General features: G+C 57.2%; 16 protein-coding genes. 14 read left to right on the forward strand and 2 right to left on the reverse strand.

Annotated features, from left to right (window positions below):
• Window position 1 precedes the first annotated feature (1 nt).
• From AC2FIP_RS04245 to AC2FIP_RS04280, 8 genes are all read left to right on the forward strand, one after another.
• Complete coding sequence (locus AC2FIP_RS04245) at window positions 2-955, forward strand: site-specific tyrosine recombinase XerD (protein WP_496677775.1); 954 nt, start codon at window positions 2-4, stop codon at window positions 953-955.
• A gap of 63 nt (window positions 956-1,018) precedes the next feature.
• A complete protein-coding gene (locus tag AC2FIP_RS04250; protein ID WP_142634257.1) occupies window positions 1,019-2,326 on the forward strand; it encodes an HlyC/CorC family transporter in 1,308 nt (435 codons plus the stop codon).
• A gap of 93 nt (window positions 2,327-2,419) precedes the next feature.
• Window positions 2,420-4,837, forward strand: a complete 2,418-nt coding sequence (locus AC2FIP_RS04255) for a GcvT family protein (protein WP_496785276.1) — start codon at window positions 2,420-2,422, stop codon at window positions 4,835-4,837.
• A gap of 31 nt (window positions 4,838-4,868) precedes the next feature.
• On the forward strand, window positions 4,869-5,468 hold the full coding sequence (locus AC2FIP_RS04260) for a nucleotidyltransferase family protein (protein ID WP_496785277.1): 600 nt from the start codon (window positions 4,869-4,871) through the stop codon (window positions 5,466-5,468).
• A 753-nt stretch (window positions 5,469-6,221) separates the two neighbouring features.
• Window positions 6,222-7,658, forward strand: coding sequence for a Do family serine endopeptidase (locus AC2FIP_RS04265; protein WP_496785278.1), 1,437 nt, complete (start codon window positions 6,222-6,224; stop codon window positions 7,656-7,658).
• Between the two features lie 183 nt (window positions 7,659-7,841).
• On the forward strand, window positions 7,842-8,522 hold the full coding sequence (locus AC2FIP_RS04270) for a response regulator transcription factor (protein WP_142634264.1): 681 nt from the start codon (window positions 7,842-7,844) through the stop codon (window positions 8,520-8,522).
• Window positions 8,515-9,885, forward strand: coding sequence for a sensor histidine kinase (locus AC2FIP_RS04275; RefSeq protein ID WP_496785280.1), 1,371 nt, complete (start codon window positions 8,515-8,517; stop codon window positions 9,883-9,885). Before AC2FIP_RS04270 ends, AC2FIP_RS04275 begins: the two co-directional genes overlap by 8 nt.
• A 74-nt stretch (window positions 9,886-9,959) precedes the next feature.
• Window positions 9,960-10,307: a TfoX/Sxy family protein gene (locus AC2FIP_RS04280; RefSeq protein WP_496687709.1), complete on the forward strand. Its 348-nt coding sequence runs from the start codon at window positions 9,960-9,962 to the stop codon at window positions 10,305-10,307.
• Between the two features lie 54 nt (window positions 10,308-10,361).
• Here the strand turns inward: AC2FIP_RS04280 and ndk are convergent, their stop codons facing one another.
• Window positions 10,362-10,784 carry a nucleoside-diphosphate kinase gene (gene ndk, locus AC2FIP_RS04285; RefSeq protein ID WP_142634270.1) on the reverse strand — a complete coding sequence of 141 codons (423 nt, stop codon included), beginning with the start codon at window positions 10,782-10,784 and terminating at the stop codon, window positions 10,362-10,364.
• A gap of 116 nt (window positions 10,785-10,900) precedes the next feature.
• A complete protein-coding gene (locus AC2FIP_RS04290) occupies window positions 10,901-12,103 on the reverse strand; it encodes a multidrug effflux MFS transporter (protein WP_496695179.1) in 1,203 nt (400 codons plus the stop codon).
• 106 nt (window positions 12,104-12,209) lie between these two features.
• Here AC2FIP_RS04290 and AC2FIP_RS04295 point away from each other — a divergent pair, with 106 nt between their 5' ends.
• From AC2FIP_RS04295 to AC2FIP_RS04320, 6 genes are all read left to right on the forward strand, one after another.
• Window positions 12,210-14,063: an ABC-F family ATP-binding cassette domain-containing protein gene (locus tag AC2FIP_RS04295; RefSeq protein WP_496785282.1), complete on the forward strand. Its 1,854-nt coding sequence runs from the start codon at window positions 12,210-12,212 to the stop codon at window positions 14,061-14,063.
• The gene (locus AC2FIP_RS04300) at window positions 14,060-14,680 is read left to right on the forward strand and encodes a MarC family protein (RefSeq protein WP_496785283.1); all 621 of its coding nucleotides are present in this window, start codon (window positions 14,060-14,062) and stop codon (window positions 14,678-14,680) included. Before AC2FIP_RS04295 ends, AC2FIP_RS04300 begins: the two co-directional genes overlap by 4 nt.
• A 40-nt stretch (window positions 14,681-14,720) precedes the next feature.
• Window positions 14,721-15,302 (forward strand): retropepsin-like aspartic protease family protein, encoded by a 582-nt coding sequence (locus AC2FIP_RS04305; RefSeq protein WP_142634277.1) that lies wholly within the window; start codon window positions 14,721-14,723, stop codon window positions 15,300-15,302.
• 48 nt (window positions 15,303-15,350) lie between these two features.
• Complete coding sequence (locus tag AC2FIP_RS04310; RefSeq protein WP_496704785.1) at window positions 15,351-15,977, forward strand: ImuA family protein; 627 nt, start codon at window positions 15,351-15,353, stop codon at window positions 15,975-15,977.
• 61 nt (window positions 15,978-16,038) lie between these two features.
• A complete protein-coding gene (locus tag AC2FIP_RS04315) occupies window positions 16,039-17,253 on the forward strand; it encodes an MFS transporter (RefSeq protein WP_496695173.1) in 1,215 nt (404 codons plus the stop codon).
• The gene (locus tag AC2FIP_RS04320; protein WP_496785285.1) at window positions 17,250-17,846 is read left to right on the forward strand and encodes a YceI family protein; all 597 of its coding nucleotides are present in this window, start codon (window positions 17,250-17,252) and stop codon (window positions 17,844-17,846) included. Before AC2FIP_RS04315 ends, AC2FIP_RS04320 begins: the two co-directional genes overlap by 4 nt.
• Window positions 17,847-17,860: the final 14 nt, after the last annotated feature.

Below are 17,860 nucleotides of genomic sequence, written 5' to 3' on the forward strand. Positions count from 1 at the left end.
CATGACGTCTCCGGGCTCTGACGAAATCTGGATTTCGACCTTTCTGGAAGCACAGGCCGCCGAGTTAGGCGCTGCCCAAAATACGCTTGTTGCCTATGGCCGCGATCTCAAGGATTTTGCGGCCTGGCTGCGGCGCCGGAAAATTGGGTTTGCCGAGGCCGACGCCAAGCAGGTTGAGGATTACCTGATCAGTTGCGACGCACAGGGATTGGCTCAATCCACCCGCGCCCGCCGTTTGTCTGCCATAAAACAGATTTATCGGTTCGCATTCGAGGAAGGCTGGCGTTCGACAAACCCCGCGATCAAGATCAAAGGCCCAGGACGGCCAAAGCGGCTGCCGAAAACTCTGGATGTATCCGAGGTGGACCGGTTATTGGTTGCTGCGCGCGAAAGCGGGCGAAACAACATCGAAAAGCTGCGCAATACCTGCCTGATGGAAATCCTGTATGCCACCGGGATGCGTGTCACTGAACTGGTATCGTTGCCGGTGTCATCGGCGCGCGGCGATCCGAGGATGCTCTTGGTATTGGGAAAAGGCGGCAAAGAGCGGATGGTTCCACTGTCCCCTCCGGCTCGACAGGCGCTTTCGGCATGGTTGGCGGCTCGGGATGAGACTGAGGAAAAGCGTGTTACAAAGGGTGGGCAGAGTTCCCGATTTCTTTTTCCCTCACGTGGCAAGGCCGGGCATCTGACACGGCATATGTTCTATCATCTGATCAAGGAACTGGCGGTTCACGGTGGGGTTTCGCCCGAAAAGGTTACACCTCACACCTTGCGTCACGCTTTTGCGACACATCTTCTTGCCAACGGTGCCGATTTGCGATCGATCCAAACATTGCTTGGTCACGCGGATGTGGCGACCACAGAAATCTATACTCATGTCCTGGAAGAACGGCTGGCTGAACTGGTGTTGCAGCATCACCCATTAGCTAAAGATCCAGTTGAAAAGGGCTAACTCCTTGATCCAGTCAAGCCGCGCCCCCATAACAGACGCAGAAACACAAGCAGCTAAGGACCGATGGAACCCTCAACTTCTCTGATCGACGGCACATTCTGGCTTACGTCCGGTGCCATATTGCTATTGCTCTTCTTATCGGGGTTTTTCTCGGGTTCTGAAACGGCTCTGACGGCCTCGTCACGCGGCAAGCTGCGGGCGCAGGCGGACAAAGGGTCGCGCGGGGCGCAGAAGGCGCTGGACATCACCGACGACAACGAACGGCTGATCGGATCGGTTTTGCTGGGCAACAACCTGGTCAACATTCTTGCGGCCTCGTTGGCCACAGCGATGTTCACGCGCCTCTTTGGCGAAAGCGGCGTAGCATTGGCAACCCTGGTCATGACCTTGTTGGTTCTGATCTTTGCTGAAGTTTTGCCCAAGACCTATGCCATAACCAATTCGGAAAAAGCGGCATCCGCCGTTGCTCCGATCATCAGCGTGGTTGTCACCCTATTCTCACCGGTCGTTTCGGCCGTACGCCTATTGGTACGGGGAGTTTTACGCCTCTTCGGTGTACAGATCGACCCGGATAGCAACATTCTGGCCGTGCGCGACGAAATCGTTGGGGCCCTGCATTTGGGCCATTCCGAAGGCGTGGTCGAGAAGGAAGACCGTGACCGCATTCTGGGCGCTTTGGATCTGGGTGAACGTGCGGTTGAAGAGATCATGCTCCATCGTTCGAATATCGAGATGGTTGATGCGGATGACGCTCCCGAGGCGATCCTGAAACAATGCCTTGAAAGCCCCCATACACGCCTGCCTGTCTTTAGGGACGAACCAGAAAACATCGTTGGGGTTGTTCACGCCAAAGACCTGTTCCGCGCTATGTATGCTCATGCAGGAAGCAGCGAACGTGAAAACAACCGACTGAAAGAGTTCGATGTCTCAAAGGTAGCGAACGCCCCTTATTTTGTGCCTGAAACGACCACTCTGGACGATCAGATGCGGGAATTCCTGCGGATGCATAGCCATTTTGCGCTGGTGGTCGACGAATATGGTTCACTCAGGGGTCTAATCACGCTTGAAGATATCCTCGAAGAAATCGTCGGCGAGATTGCTGATGAGTTTGACATTGATGAGGACGTCCCGGTAACGCGAACCGAAGACGGCCAGTACCTTGTTGAAGGCGCAATGACGATCCGCGATGTAAACCGCGCGATGGAATGGTCTTTGCCCGACGAAGAGGCCAATACCGTGGCCGGTCTGGTCATCCACGAAGCGCAGATGATCCCGATCACGGGTCAGGTATTCTCGTTCCACGGGTTCAGATTCGAAGTCGTCGCGCGCGAAGGCAACAGGATCACAGAGCTGAAGATCCGTCCCCTCTGATCCTCTCGCTGCGACAGCCTTTGTCGTGAACGGAACAGTATCCCTGGTTCTGCGATTGCAGGCTTTGACTATATCGCAAGGGGAGTCTGTGACGTGAAGACAACAACTCAGGTAGCTGTAATCGGTGGCGGCGTTGTCGGGTGTTCGGTTCTTTATCACCTGACCAAGCTGGGCTGGTCGGATGTGATGCTGCTGGAGCGGTCCGAATTGACCAGTGGCTCGACCTGGCACGCGGCGGGTGGTTTCCACACATTGAACGGCGACACTAATATGGCCGCACTGCAAGGCTATACGATCCGGCTGTATAAAGAGCTGGAAGAGATCACCGGCATGTCCTGTGGCCTGCACCACGTTGGCGGCATAACGTTGGCCGACGACCGCGACCGGTTTGACATGCTCCTGGCCGAACGTGCCAAGCACCGCTTTATGGGGTTAGAGACCGAAATCGTAGGCCCTGAAGAGATAAGGAAAATCGCACCGATCACCAATACCGACGGCATCATCGGCGCGCTCTATGATCCGCTGGACGGGCATCTTGATCCGTCCGGAACCACCCATGCCTATGCCAAAGCGGCGCGGATGGGCGGCGCAACAATCGAAACCCATTGCATGGTGCACGAAACAAATCAGCGCCCCGATGGCACCTGGGATGTGGTCACCAACAAGGGCACGATTCATGCTGAACATGTGGTCAACGCTGGTGGGCTCTGGGCGCGCGAGGTTGGCGCCATGGCCGGTGTCTATTTCCCGCTGCATCCGATGGAACATCAGTACCTGGTCACCGACTCGATCCCCCAAATTGAGGCAATTATCGACGCAGGTGGCGAACATCCCCATGTCATGGATCCCGCCGGCGAAAGCTATCTGCGGCAAGAGGGACGCGGTCTGTGCATCGGCTTTTATGAACAAACCTGCAGGCCCTGGGCTGTCGACGGCACCCCGTGGGATTTCGGTCACGAGCTTCTTCCCGATGATTTCGACAAGATCACCGATAGTATTGAATTCGCTTATCGCCGCTTTCCTGTTCTGGCCGAGGCTGGTGTGAAATCGGTGATCCACGGGCCGTTTACCTTTGCACCGGACGGCAATCCTCTGGTCGGGCCGGTTCCGGGGTTGCGCAACTATTGGTCGGCCTGCGGCGTGATGGCCGGGTTCAGCCAGGGCGGCGGCGTTGGTCTGACACTGGCGCAATGGATGATTGAGGGTGAGCCAGAGCGCGACGTCTTTGCGATGGACGTGGCGCGGTTCGGGGATTGGATCAGCCCGGGCTATACCCGTCCAAAGGTCATCGAGAACTATCAGAAGCGGTTCAGCGTCTCTTATCCGAACGAGGAATTGCCGGCAGCCCGCCCAGCCCGCACAACGCCGATGTATGATATCTTTACCGATCTTGGTGCTGTGTGGGGTCAGCAATACGGGCTTGAGGTGCCCAATTACTTCGCCCAGGGGGATGAACCAGGCTATGAAACGCCCTCGTTCCGCCGATCCAACGCATTCGATGCCACCGGGCGCGAAGTTCGGGCCGTGCGATCAGGTGTTGGCATCAACGAAGTGCACAATTTTGGCAAATACCGCATTGTTGGACCTGCTGCCCGTGATTGGCTGGATCGGATCATGGCGGGCCGAATCCCGAAACCGGGCCGCGTGTCGCTAACCCCGATGCTATCACCAAAGGGCAAGCTGATCGGTGATTTTACCGTTTCCTGTCTTGATGAGACCGAGTTCCGCCTGACCGCCTCCTACGGCTCTCAGGCGTTTCACATGCGCTGGTTCCTGCAAAATGCGCAGAATGGCGTGACTGTCGAAAACATCAGCGATCGGCAGAACGGGTTCCAGATCGCAGGCCCAAAAGCCACGCAGGTTCTGGCGGCCTGCACCCGTGATGACCTGAGCGGATTTCGGTTCCTCGATCTGCGCCGTATGACCGTTGGGATGACCGACTGTATCGTCCAGCGCGTCAGCTATACCGGCGATTTGGGGTACGAGATTTACTGCGATCCCATGGCACAAAGGCAGTTGTGGTGGACCTTATGGCAGGCCGGGCAAGAACGCGGCATCGTTCCATTTGGCATGCGCGCGATGATGAGCCTGCGTCTGGACAAGTTCTTTGGCTCCTGGATGCGAGAATTCTCGCCTGATTACACAGCCGCGGAAACCGGTCTGGATCGGTTTATTTCCTTCTCTAAGAACGCCAATTTCATTGGCCGCGCAGCTGCCGAGGCTGAACGCGCCTCTGGCCCTGCCCGCCGACTGGTCGCGTTCGAGGTTGATGCCGAGGACGCTGATGTCAACGCGTATGAGCCGATTTGGCTGGACGGAAAAGTCGCCGGGTTCTGCACTTCGGGTGGCTATTCACACTATGCAGGCAAGTCCATTGCCATGGGGTTTCTGCCTACAGACCCCGCTGTGGACGGGCTGGAAGTAGAAATCGAAATACTTGGCCAGTTGTGCAAGGCACGCGTGATCTCAGAACCGTTATTCGACGCCGATGGCGCGCGTATGAGGGGATGACACTGCGTTCATACGTCTGCATTGTCGGCGCATGACGCAAATACCCATCATCCTTCTGGCCGCCGGACAATCCCGACGTATGCGAGGCGCAGATAAGCTGCTGCAAGAGATTGATGGCTGCCCGCTGCTGCTCCGTTCCGCCCAGACAGCACGGGCCGCATCGTCGGTTATTGTTGCCCTGCCGTCCAAGCCTCATCCCAGGTACGACGTGTTGCAGGGGCTGGACCTGCATCTGGTCGAAATCGCAGATGCGGAGGAAGGTATGAATGCCAGCTTACGAGGGGCCCTGTCTGCTGTTGGGCCAGAGGCCGAAGCCGCCATGGTTCTGCTAGCTGACCTGCCTGAAATCACTCTGGATGACCTTCAGACGCTGATCAAGGCGACTAAGGCGTATCCGGATAAGCTGATCTGGCGCGGGTCGACGGCGTCAGGACAGCCTGGCCACCCTGTGATCTTCAGCCGTCTCCTGTTTGATCAGATCAGCCGCCTGACCGGAGACGAAGGCGCACAATCTGTGGTTCGGGACCATCGGGACAAGGTCCATCTATGTGTGCTCCCCGGCCAACATGCCGTGCTGGATCTGGACACGCCCGAAGCATGGGATATCTGGACAAAAAATCGCAACAGTTAAAACGAGTACGGCCCGGTCAATAGAGACCGGGCCGGTTACCCAATTAAGGACTACCACTTTTCACTGATCCTGAAAGCGCGTCCAGAACACACTAGGCATTCCGAATATTCCGCAACCGAACCTAAACAAGACCCCCTCGTTAACATGCCGCTCAGCGCTTCCAGAGACTGTGACAAGCCGTTGGCACCCCCTAGTGCCGCCGACTTCCCTTCGCTTGGGCAAGACCATCGTCACCTATCAGATGCTCTCAAACAACGTAAAATTGGCCTAAACTTGCATTTTCTGATGTTTCAGTTTGGTTTTTACGCAACATCTCCCTCAATGCGTTTCTACTATAGGTTGTTCGTACGAAAAAATCTAAAAGCAAGTACACTCCATTTATCACAGACCATATATATAACATGTTCATAATATGATATGTTTCCGGCAAATTCAGCCTATGAGACCAGATCCACTCACAACCAGTGGCTGTGTCATAAATCCATCAATTTCTGAGAGCTCGCTTTGTTTATCAAACAGATTTAATTCAACTAAAATCATCATTTGACTGCCGAACAGGCAACAATCCACCGATTCTAACCTTATGATTCGGAAGATTTCCGCGAATCTTTGCCACCCGACGCCGGGATAGAGCCTCTCGTTTGTGGCAAAATTAAGATTTATTAACCAACCAATCAGGAAAGTCACAGACTGATGCAGCATCTCTTGATCCAAGGCGCGGCCAGTGTCGCGTGCTTCAATCAGGAGACCAAAATGAGCATCCGTAAATCCTCTCTTCTTATGCCACGCACATCAAACTGGATAGGCGTCTCAGCGCTGAGTGCGGCATTGTTGGCGACGACCGCCCTGCCCTCGAAAGCTGACGAAGCGCTGGCTGATTTAGTTGAGAGCGTGTCACCTTCTGTCGTGACCATCATCGCGGAACAAAACGCCGCCAAGGGCCCGGAAACCGGACAGCAGTTTGATTTCGAAGGCCAACCTTTCGGTGAGTTCTTCAAACGCTTTGGCGTGCCTGAAGGGTTCGATGCCCCCCGTCGTGGTCCGTCTCAGGGTTTGGGGTCAGGTTTTGTACTGGATGAAGCCGGGTACATCATTACGAACCATCACGTGGTCGACGATGCCGCGACCGTGACCGTGCGCCTCAATGATGACCGAACTTTTGAGGCTGAGGTGATCGGTACCGACCCGTTGACCGATATCGCGGTTCTCAAGATCGACGCGGGCGAGCCACTTCAGGCCGTAGAGCTTGGCAATAGCGATGTGATCCGTGTGGGCGAGGATGTTGTCGCCATCGGGAACCCGTTTGGCCTCAGCTCGACCGTGACGACCGGGATTGTATCGGCCAAGGACCGCAATATTTCGCAGGGACCTTATGCCGAGTTCATCCAGACGGATGCGGCCATCAACAAAGGCAATTCCGGTGGCCCGCTGTTCAATATGGATGGTGAGGTTATCGGCGTGAACTCGGCCATCTATTCCCCGAGCGGTGGGTCGGTCGGGTTAGGTTTTGCCGTCACGTCGAACATTGTGGACCATATTGCCGCGGATCTGCGCGATGATGGCCAAGTCAGCCGAGGTTGGCTGGGTGTGTCAATCCAGAATGTCAGCCCTCAGATCGCTGCGGCGATGGGAATTGATGCCTCAAACGGCGCGTTGGTTTCGGACGTTGTTGCCAACAGCCCTGCCGAAGGCATCCTGGAACAGGGCGACGTCATCCTGACCTTTAACGGCGAACCCGTCGCGTCCAGCAGCGACCTGCCGATCCTTGTCGGGACTACCAAGGTTGGAACAGAAAGCACGCTTACAGTTTTACGCAACGGCAGTGAGCAAGACATAAAGTTGACGATTGGACAACATCAGTCCGCATCGGCCGAAATGGACAAGTCAGTGGATGAAGGCATTTCGGGCACCGCCCTGGGCGTCACCGTTGCACCGCTAACAGAAACCAACCGTGCGGAACTGGGCGTGGCCGAGAATATTGACGGTGTGATCGTCACGGACCTGAAACCGGACAGCCCTGCAGCCAAAGCCGGTCTTCAGCGTGGCGACGTGATCGTGAAGCTGGGCAACCAGGATACGGCCACTCCTGACGCGCTGAAAGACGCGCTGGACAGCGAAAAAACCGATCCCGCGCTTGTCCTGATCAACCGTGGCGGCAACCAGATCTTTGTTGCGGTGGAAATCGCCTGATCGAACACCTGCGCGCGCCACGTGATGGGGAGATCTGGCGGGCGCCTCTCTGGCATGATTGAATTGTCCGCAATCTGCCGGAGCAGCCGGGTGCGCAACGACGCACCCGGCATCTAAACCGGTCAAATCTTGTACTTTGTTTGAAAAATTGTGTTTAAGTTCCGGTAGAAAGGATTTCAGATCATGAGCCGACGCCTGTTGATCGTTGAAGATGATGAAGACACCCGGGAATTCATAGCAAAAGGGTTCAGCGAGGAAGGATATGTCGTCGAACAGGCCGCGGATGGGCGCGAAGGGCTGTATCACGCCACAGATGGTGGCTTTGACGCCATCGTTCTGGACCGAATGCTGCCCGGTCTAGACGGCCTGTCACTGATCAAATCCATGCGCGCCGCGGGTCTGAAAACTCCGGTTCTGATGTTGACCGCAATGAGCGCGGTCGATGAGAGAGTCAAAGGCCTGAGGGCCGGTGCAGATGATTATCTGGTCAAACCGTTCTCTTTTCAGGAACTGCATGCGCGGATCGAAGCTCTGTTAAGACGCCCGCAGGAATCTGAGGAAAACCCGACCCTTACCTGCCGCGATCTGGATATGGATTTGCTGACCCGCAAAGTTACCCGCAACGGGCGAGAGATTACCCTGACACCGCGTGAATTTCAGATTTTGGAATTCTTCCTGAGACGCAAGAACCGCGTAGTGTCACGCACTATGTTGCTGGAAGGTGTCTGGGATTATCATTTCGACCCGAACACCAATGTGGTTGACGTCCATATCTCGAAACTGCGCCGCCAATTGGATGAAGGCGGAGAGATCCCGTTGATTGAAACAGTCCGGGGCGCAGGTTACATGATATCTGATGGATAACCTACGGCTTTCGTTCAATAATTCCAGAACACGTTTGGTTCTGGCCAGCATGGTTCTGAGCACATTGCTGACAGCCACCGTGCTGGCCCTTGTCTATGTCACCGCAAATCGCAGTATCGAAAGCGAAACCCGCTCGGTGGTTTCCGCGGAATTGACCGGTCTGGCCGATGAATACGAAAGGCGCGGGCTCATCGGTTTGCTGACAGCCATCGAACGCCGTATTCCCACCGCCTCTGAACGGGATGCCCTCTACTTGTTGACCGACCGCAACGGGACGAAATTGGCTGGCAACCTGAGACAATGGCCCGAAGACATCACTGCCGGAAGTGGTTGGGTCCAACTTGAGCTGCGACGCTCGGACAGCGAACAGCTGGTGCCAATCTCGGCTGCATCCATTCGTCTGCCAGGTGGAGAGCGCCTGCTTGTCGGACGGGATGCGCTGGCACGACAGCAGTTTGACCGTGTTCTTTTACGCTCGGTCGGCTTCGCGCTGGCAATCGCGCTGGCGCTGAGCGTCCTGACAGGCTGGCTGTTTACCAGGCTCGTCTTTTCGCGCCTGTCTGACATCGCCTCGACCGCAGAAAATATCGTTTCAGGCGACCTGTCGCGCAGGATGCCCTTGCGCGGGACCGGTGATGAATTCGATCAGGTTTCAGGTACGCTCAATACGATGCTGGACCGGATCGAGGAGTTGGTCAGCAATCTACGGACAACCTCGAATTCGATCGCGCATGATCTACGCTCTCCTTTGTCGCGTTTGAAACAGCGGGTCGAATCCCTGTCAGATAGCCGCAAATCCGAACAGGATCGCGAAATCGACATCGCGCGCGCGACGACCGAGGTTGATCATGTCCTGCGGGTTCTGGGCCAACTGACTGAGATTTCGCGTGCCGAAGCAGGTGTCGGGCGAGAGCAGTTCGAAGATGTCGACCTTAAGCAACTCGTGGCGGACGTGGTCGAGCTCTATGATCCGGTTGCCACGGATCAGGGCGTAACACTTGAAGTTACGGGGTCAACTGCCCCCCTTCCCGGCCACCGCCCCCTTTTATCTCAGGCACTGTCCAACCTGTTGGAAAATGCTCTGCGATACGCGCCTGATGGTTCGACCATCACGATCAATATTGCGGATGACGGCCTGTATACCAACCTCAGCGTGCGGGATCACGGCCCCGGTGTACCACAGGACGATCTGGCCCGTCTGCAGATGCCCTTTGTGACACTCGATCCCGCCCGGACCGAGCGCAATGCAGGTCTGGGCCTGGCATTGGTCGCAGCGATATCGCATATGCACAAAGGCATGTTCGACGCCCGCAACTGTGATCCGGGCCTTGAAGCTACTATTCGTCTTTCGCGCAAACCCTGATCCGGTAATCATGAACCGCAAAGGTAAAAAAGGATCGGGTGACAGTAATTCTGACACCGGTTAAAACGTCGATTATGTCTGACCCGATCTCAACTATCCGTAATCTCGGCCCGGCCTATGAACAGGCTTGCGCGCGTGCCGGTATCCACTCGGCCCAGCAACTGCGCGAGATAGGCCCCGACGCGGCCTATGCAAAACTCTTGCAGGCAGGATCGCGCCCTCATTTCATCGGCTATTATGTTTTGGTGATGGGGCTGCAAGGCCGCCCCTGGAACGATTGCAAAGGCGAAGAGAAAAAGGCCCTACGGCAAAGGTTCGACGCAATCAAAGCCAGCAACAGCACTGCGCCGCAAACGAAGATGATCGCCGACTTGGATGCGATCGGCGTCCGGATATCTTCGGACGATTTGAAACCCGCATAGAAAAAGCCGCCCCCGACCCCGGGAGCGGCTTTATAGGCTTGATCTTAAAACAGATTAGCCGACCAGTTCGATGCCCGAGAAGAAATAGGCGATCTCAACCGCTGCGGTTTCCGGTGCGTCTGAACCGTGGACCGAGTTCTCGCCAACCGATTCAGCGAACTCGGCGCGGATGGTGCCGGGGGCCGCATCTGCGGGGTTGGTAGCGCCCATGACTTCGCGGTTCTTGGCAATGGCGCCTTCGCCTTCCAGAACCTGTACAATAACCGGCTCGGACGACATGAATTCGCACAGTTCGTCATAGAACGGGCGCTCGGCATGGACGTCATAGAACTTGCCAGCTTGTGCTTTGGTCATGTGAATGCGCTTTTGCGCTACGATGCGCAGACCGGCCTCTTCAAACTTGGCGTTGATCTTGCCAGTCAGGTTGCGGCGGGTTGCATCGGGTTTGATGATCGAGAATGTGCGTTCCAGTGCCATGTCGGCCTCTCCTTAAAATTGGGCGCGGGGCCCGCGCCGAAATCCATCGCGGGCCGCGTATCATGGTCTGTAGCTTATGAAAAGTGTTATGATGCCCTGCTCCGGCGCTTTGCCGGTCACAATGTGCCGGGCAACGGGTCCAGACTGTCGATCCTACGAACATAGAGCACGGCCAGAAGGCCGATAAAGCTGCACCCGCACATCATGCCAAGCACAAGAAAAGGTCCGTTTTCAGGGCTGACAAAGGCGCCGGTGATCGTCGTCAGAACCGCCCCCAGCGCAACGATCATTGCACCTGACAGGCCCGCCGCGCTGCCTGCCAGTTTGGGACGAACCGACATCACGCCCGACGATGCATTGGCGTTGGTCAGTCCATTGCCGAAACCGACACAGATGGCCGAGCCGAAAAAGACCCAAACCGTACCAAGCCCGACCCAAAACAGAAGCAGCCCGCAAAGCGGCCCTGCCGTGGCCACATTCCGCCCTATCAGGATCATCGTTGTTAACTGCGTCCGCGCCGCCAATCGGCCAGTGACAAAATTCCCGACCATGAACCCGCCGGTGATAATGCCGATCCCAAGACCCAGCATCGCGGGGCTCAGATCAAACCAAGCAGCTGCAACCAACGGTGCACCGGTGATAAAACTGAAAAAGCCGCCGATCGAAAATGCCGCGCACAGGGCATAACCCCAAAACCTTCGGGCGCGGAACAGATGCGGATACTCCTTCAGCTGAGCCGCGAATGTTGGGGCGCGGTTTATATTGGTCTCTCCCATATCAAACCACAGCAAAGCCAGCAGACCGGTGCCAAGTAAGGAATACAGAATAAACCCCGAGCGCCAACCGAACAGCATGTCCAACGCGCCGCCCAACATCGGTCCTAGCATTGGCGCCAGCGCCATAGCCATTGCGACATAGCCCAGCTTGCTGGCCGCCTCGTTGGGGGGATAGCGGTCGCGGATTGAGGCGCTGGACAGCACAGACCCGGCGACGACCACAGCCTGAATGAGGCGAAAACCCAGAAACACCCAGATTGACCCAGCCAGCACGCAGCCGATGGATGCGACCACGAAGATCGACATGCAGATCAACAGGACCGGTCTGCGCCCATATCGATCCGACAGAGGACCCATGATCAGTTGCAGCACAGCCGAAACCGCCAGATATCCCGCAACCGCCAGATTCATCACGCCATAATCCACCGCGAAATCTTCGCTCATATGCGCCAGCGAGGGCAGGAACATATTCAGCGTCAGCACCGACAGCGCCGTGGCAAAGACCAGCGTGACCAACGACGGAGGTGTTCGGGCTGTATGCATGATGGAACCGTGTGAAAACTTCAGGCAAATCAGCGCTAACACATTGAATGCCGGTTGAACATGCAAGCTGCTGGTGGCGGCATAACAGCTCTGCTAAGAGCAGCATATGTTACGGATCCAAGACATCACCTATGCCGTTGAAGGCCGCCCTTTGTTCGAGGGCGCAAGCGCAACCATCCCCGATGGCCACAAGGTTGGACTAGTGGGGCGCAATGGCACCGGCAAGACCACCCTGTTTCGCTTGATCAGGGGGGAACTGGCGCTGGAATCGGGCAGTATCGCAGTCCCGAAACGGGCGCGTATTGGTGGCGTGGCGCAAGAGGTGCCCTCGTCCGATGTCTCGCTGATCAATACCGTTCTGGCCGCCGATACCGAGCGCAGCGCGTTGATGACTGAAGCCGATAGTGCCACGGACCCCGGACGCATCGCCGATATTCAGACCCGGCTGGCCGATATAGACGCCTGGTCGGCCGAAGCGCGCGCAGCCTCGATCCTCAAGGGGTTGGGGTTCGATGACGAGGATCAGTTGAAACCCTGTTCGGACTTTTCCGGCGGCTGGCGCATGCGCGTCGCGCTAGCAGCGGTGCTGTTCTCGCAGCCTGATCTGTTGCTGCTGGACGAACCGACCAACTATCTGGATCTGGAAGGCGCTCTGTGGCTGGAAAGCTATCTGGCGAAATACCCGCACACGGTGATCATCATCAGCCATGACCGCGGGTTGCTGAACCGCGCTGTGGGGTCGATCCTGCATCTGGAAGACCGCAAGCTGACCTATTACGCGGTGCCTTACGATAAATTCGCGGAACGCCGCGCCGAACGTCTGGCACAGGCGGAATCGGAAAACACCAAGGCCAAGGCGCGCATCGCGCATCTGCAAAGCTTCGTGGATCGCTTTCGCTATAAGGCGTCCAAAGCAGTTCAGGCTCAGTCGCGCCTGAAGATGATCGAACGCATTCAGTTGGTCTCGACCCCGCAAGAGGCTGCTCTGCGCGCTTTTTCCTTCCCAGAACCCGAAGAACTGTCGCCCCCGATCATTCAGATCGAAGGCGGTGTGACGGGATACGGCGAGACCGAGGTGCTGCGCAAACTGAACCTGCGCATTGATCAGGATGACCGTATCGCGCTGCTGGGCAAGAACGGTCAGGGCAAATCGACCCTGTCCAAGCTGCTGTCTGATCGTCTGCCGTTGATGGCTGGCAAGATGAGCCGCAGCACCAAGCTGCGCATCGGCTATTTTGCACAGCATCAGGTGGATGAGCTGCATGTGGACGAGACGCCCTTGGATCATCTGCGCCGATTGCGCCCGAATGAAGCACCGGGCAAGTGGCGCTCGCGTTTGGCCGGGTTCGGATTGAATGCCGATCAGGCAGAAACCAAAGTCGGGCGGCTGTCCGGCGGTCAAAAGGCGCGACTGTCGCTGCTGCTTGCCACCATCGACGCCCCGCATATGCTGATTCTGGACGAACCGACCAACCATCTGGACATCGAAAGCCGCGAGGCGCTGGTTGAGGCATTGACCGCCTATTTCGGGGCCGTAGTGCTGGTCAGTCATGACATGCACCTACTGTCGCTGGTGGCGGACCACCTCTGGCTGGTCTCGGACGGATCCGTCAAACAGTTTGACGGGGATCTGGAATCCTATCGGTCCCTTCTGCTGGGCCGCGACAAACCTGTTAAGGAAAAGCCGCTGACGGCCAAGCCCAAACGCCCATCGCGCGAGGTGGTTCTGACCCTGCGCGCCGATCTGCGCAAATGTGAGGAACGGATCGAGAAATTGACGGATATGCACGAAAAGCTCTCGGCCAAACTGGCGGACCCCAGTTTGTATGAAGACGACAAGATCAACGACCTGGCAATCTGGAACCGGAAATTTGCCGAGGTGGTCAAGGCCATGCAAAAAGCCGAGGCACTTTGGGTGGTTGCAGCAGAGCGGTTGGAACAGGCAGAGACCGCAGCATGATGGATACAGCCTTTCTCATAACCTCGTTTACAACATTGCTTGTGGTCATTGATCCGCCAGCACAAACGCCGATCTTTGTGGCCCTGACACAAGGCATGGATCGGCATGCGCGCTATACAATAGCGGTGCGCGCCTGTCTGACAGCGGCTGGGATTCTGGCCATGTTCGCCGCATTCGGCGAGGCGGTTCTGGGCTTTATTGGCATCTCGATGGAGGCGTTCCGCGTTGCGGGCGGAGTTCTGTTGTTCCTCACAGCGCTGGACATGCTGTTCGAACGGCGCACCAAGCGGCGCGAAAACAGCGCCGAAGAAGAAGATCATCCTGATCCTTCGGTATTTCCGCTGGGTATTCCCCTGATTGCAGGACCCGGCGCGATTGCCACAATGATCCTGCTGGCCGGGCAGCATCCGGGCATAGAGGGTCTGGCCGTGGTGATCGGCATGATGTTGATCGTAGTGGCGATGGTGTTCGTCACCTACTTGTCTTCAGGCGCGGTGGCACGAATTCTGGGCAAGACCGGGCTGAATGTGCTGACCCGCCTGTTGGGCATGCTGCTGGCGGCCTTGTCAGTTCAGTTTATCTTGGATGGGCTAAAAGCCTTTGGATTTGCGTCATAAATCCCCATATTGGATTCGAGTGACGCAGTAAGGTAGCGGTATGGACGGCGACAGCATTGCAAATCTGGCCTATCTTGGATTGCTGGGCGCAGCGGTCGTGGCCTGGTTTATCTCTCAGAACCGGCAAAGCCTGAACAAAACGTTGCAACAGGCTCTGGCCTGGGTGTTTATTTTTATCGGCATCATTGCCGCCTATGGACTATGGGGCGATATCCGCAGCACTGTTGGCCCTGCCCCGCAGATGACAGTGACCGGCGAAAGCATCGAAGTGCCGCGCGCCTATGACGGGCATTACTATCTACCGGTTCTGGTCAACGGAGAACCCATCACCTTTTTGGTCGATACCGGCGCCAGCCAGATTGTGTTGAACGAGGCGGATGCCAGACGCATCGGTGTTGACCCCGATCAGCTGAACTATTTCGGGCGGGCCCTGACGGCCAATGGCGAGGTGCGCACCGCCCCGATACGGCTGGACAGCCTTGAACTGGGGCCAATCACGGATCGCAATGTCTCGGCCTGGGTGAATGAAGGGGCGCTGGATCAGTCCTTGCTGGGCATGGATTACCTGCACCGGTTCTCGAATATTCAATTCGCGGATGGGCGTCTGATCCTGTCGCGCTGATGCCCTCTCGATATTGAGAACATAATGAGAACATGCTAGAGTAATAGCATGTCCACACATCTTCTTGGCCGCAAGCCTGCACGACAAATGGCGGGGCTGCAGCTCCATCCGCAGATCACTCTGCAACTGGCCCGCGTGCACGAGGCCTGCGGCCCCGCCCGGCGCAGCTTTGCCATGTGGTTGGCCGGTCAGGCACAGGGGCCGGTGTTGTGGATTTCCCCCGCGTGGGAGGCCAGCCAGTTGCACCCAGGCGGGATGATGGCCTTTGCCGATCCTGCTCGGTTCCTGTTTGCCCGCCCCAACCATGCCGAGGACCTGCTGTGGTGCATGGAAGAAGCGTTGCGCAGCGGGGCAACCCCACTGGTGATCTGCGATCTGCCCGAGGCACCCGGCCTGACGCCGGTCCGACGGATGCATCTGGCCGCGGAACAAGGCGGCACGATGGGGCCAGCCCCGCTTGGCCTGCTACTGACCCCTGGCGATGGCGGCGCACAGGGGGTTGAAACCCGCTGGCACATGGCTGCGGATCATCACGCCGGGGTTCCCTGCTGGACCCTGACCCGCCGTCGCGCCCGCGCCCTGCCCCCGGTCAGCTGGCAGGCCACCCAGACCAAGACGCATGCCGGGCTGAACCTGACGCGGATCAAGGCCCAAGATGTGTATTGGGGGGAATAAGTTACGCGGCTCACGGCACTTGTGACTAGCCAAGTGCTACATCCACCCCTAGCGTTCCGGTATGAGCCATCCAATCCATGACAGCCGCTATTCTTGGCTTCGCCTTCTGATCACCCTCGCAATCGCTACGGTGGCGAATGTGGGCATGTGGGCGGTAATCGTCGTGATGCCCGCGATCGAGGCGCAATTCAGCGCCGGTCGGGCCGAAGCCTCATTTCCCTATGTCCTGTCGATGATCGGGTTTGCACTGGGGAACATGTGGCTGGGGCAACTGGTTGATCGGTTGGGCGTGACCAAGGCACTGATCGGTGCCGCCCTTCTGAGCGCGGTCAGCTATCTGTTGGCAACATGGGCGCCGAATATGCTGCTCTTGTCACTGGCCCATCTGCTGTTGGGGTTGGGCACGGCTGTTGGTTTTGGCCCTCTGATCGCGGATATCTCACACTGGTTCATGAAACGCCGCGGGATTGCGGTGGCGTTGGTTGCCAGCGGAAATTACCTGTCCGGGGCGATCTGGCCAACGCTTCTGTCAGGCATCCTTGCACGTGAGGGATGGCAGCAGGTCTATCTGACGCTGGCGGTCATAACGCTGCTCGTTGTCATACCCCTGTCTCTGCTGCTGCGCCGGCAAGTCCCGATCGAGGCCCATCAGACCGCCGCCGCCAATGCGCAGATCAACGCGCGCAGCGTGGGAATATCGCCGCGCAGCTTGCAATACGTTCTTGGTCTGGCCGGAATTGGCTGTTGCGTGGCCATGTCGATGCCGCAGGTCCATATCGTGTCCTACTGCGTCGGGCTCGGATATGGCCCGGCGGTCGGGGCCGAGATGCTCTCGCTGATGTTGCTGGGCGGCGTGGTCAGCCGAGTGATCTCGGGGTTGGTCGCCGACAAGCTGGGCGGGTTGATGACATTGCTGGTCGGCTCTTTCCTGCAATGTATCGCCCTATTTCTGTTCCTTCCCTATGATGGGATGGCCTCACTTTACATTATCAGCCTCATGTTCGGTCTGGCGCAGGGCGGCATTGTACCCAGCTATGCGCTGGTCGTACGTGAATATATGCCCCCGCAAGAGGCCGGAGCACGCGTTGGCTTTGTCATGATGATGACCATCATGGGCATGGCACTGGGCGGATGGATGTCCGGGTGGATTTACGACTTAACCGGAAATTATCAACTGGCCTTTATCAATGGCATCCTCTGGAACGGGCTGAACATCGCTATCCTGCTGATGTTGCTAAGGCGATCGCGGCCCCGCAGGCAGGAGGTCATGATATGACCCAACTGACAAGGCGCGCTGTACTGTCCGGGTTTAGCGCCCTTCCATTTGCGCGCCCGGCTCTGGCCGGGTTGCGTCCCTATGAACTGGTCCGCAATGGCACTTCCGTAGATTTTACGTTCGAGCTGTCCGGCATCACACAGTCCGGAACCATGCCGATACAATCTGCAGATATCCGAATTGACATGACCGACCTGACCAACAGCCGGGTGGATGTCTCGCTAAACGTCGCCAAGGCGCGCACCAACCTGCCCTTCGCCCGCAAACCGATGCTCAGCGCTGGGGTTCTGGACGCCACAGGATTTCCCACAATTAATTTCACCTCGACCGATATTCAGCTTGGCGAAGGTGGGCGTATCTCGAACGGGGCCGAGATCACAGGAGATCTGACCTTGCGTGGCGTAACGCGACCAATCACATTGCGCGCCAATATATTTCGCCCGCCCGGCAGCGCCCGAGACAACTTGAATAACCTCTCCATCCAACTCAGCGGTTCACTGAACCGTCACGAATTTGGCGCCTCGGGTTATTCCGACCTCGTAAAGGAAACTGTTGGCCTTGATATCCGGGCCAAGATCAAAAAGACTGGATAGATCAAAAACGACGC

This window comes from Ruegeria sp. CDSB114, assembly GCF_059611025.1.

Bases quoted from the DNA above. Each gene is read 5' to 3' on its own strand.
- AC2FIP_RS04245 (WP_496677775.1), top strand. From the start codon at position 2: ATGACGTCTCCGGGCTCTGACGAAATCTGGATTTCGACCTTTCTGGAA.
- AC2FIP_RS04250 (WP_142634257.1), top strand. From the start codon at position 1,019: ATGGAACCCTCAACTTCTCTGATCGACGGCACATTCTGGCTTACGTCC.
- AC2FIP_RS04260 (WP_496785277.1), top strand. From the start codon at position 4,869: ATGACGCAAATACCCATCATCCTTCTGGCCGCCGGACAATCCCGACGT.
- AC2FIP_RS04265 (WP_496785278.1), top strand. From the start codon at position 6,222: ATGAGCATCCGTAAATCCTCTCTTCTTATGCCACGCACATCAAACTGG.
- AC2FIP_RS04270 (WP_142634264.1), top strand. From the start codon at position 7,842: ATGAGCCGACGCCTGTTGATCGTTGAAGATGATGAAGACACCCGGGAA.
- AC2FIP_RS04275 (WP_496785280.1), top strand. From the start codon at position 8,515: ATGGATAACCTACGGCTTTCGTTCAATAATTCCAGAACACGTTTGGTT.
- AC2FIP_RS04280 (WP_496687709.1), top strand. From the start codon at position 9,960: ATGTCTGACCCGATCTCAACTATCCGTAATCTCGGCCCGGCCTATGAA.
- ndk (WP_142634270.1), bottom strand. From the start codon at position 10,784: ATGGCACTGGAACGCACATTCTCGATCATCAAACCCGATGCAACCCGC.
- AC2FIP_RS04290 (WP_496695179.1), bottom strand. From the start codon at position 12,103: ATGCATACAGCCCGAACACCTCCGTCGTTGGTCACGCTGGTCTTTGCC.
- AC2FIP_RS04295 (WP_496785282.1), top strand. From the start codon at position 12,210: ATGTTACGGATCCAAGACATCACCTATGCCGTTGAAGGCCGCCCTTTG.
- AC2FIP_RS04300 (WP_496785283.1), top strand. From the start codon at position 14,060: ATGATGGATACAGCCTTTCTCATAACCTCGTTTACAACATTGCTTGTG.
- AC2FIP_RS04305 (WP_142634277.1), top strand. From the start codon at position 14,721: ATGGACGGCGACAGCATTGCAAATCTGGCCTATCTTGGATTGCTGGGC.
- AC2FIP_RS04310 (WP_496704785.1), top strand. From the start codon at position 15,351: ATGTCCACACATCTTCTTGGCCGCAAGCCTGCACGACAAATGGCGGGG.
- AC2FIP_RS04315 (WP_496695173.1), top strand. From the start codon at position 16,039: ATGAGCCATCCAATCCATGACAGCCGCTATTCTTGGCTTCGCCTTCTG.
- AC2FIP_RS04320 (WP_496785285.1), top strand. From the start codon at position 17,250: ATGACCCAACTGACAAGGCGCGCTGTACTGTCCGGGTTTAGCGCCCTT.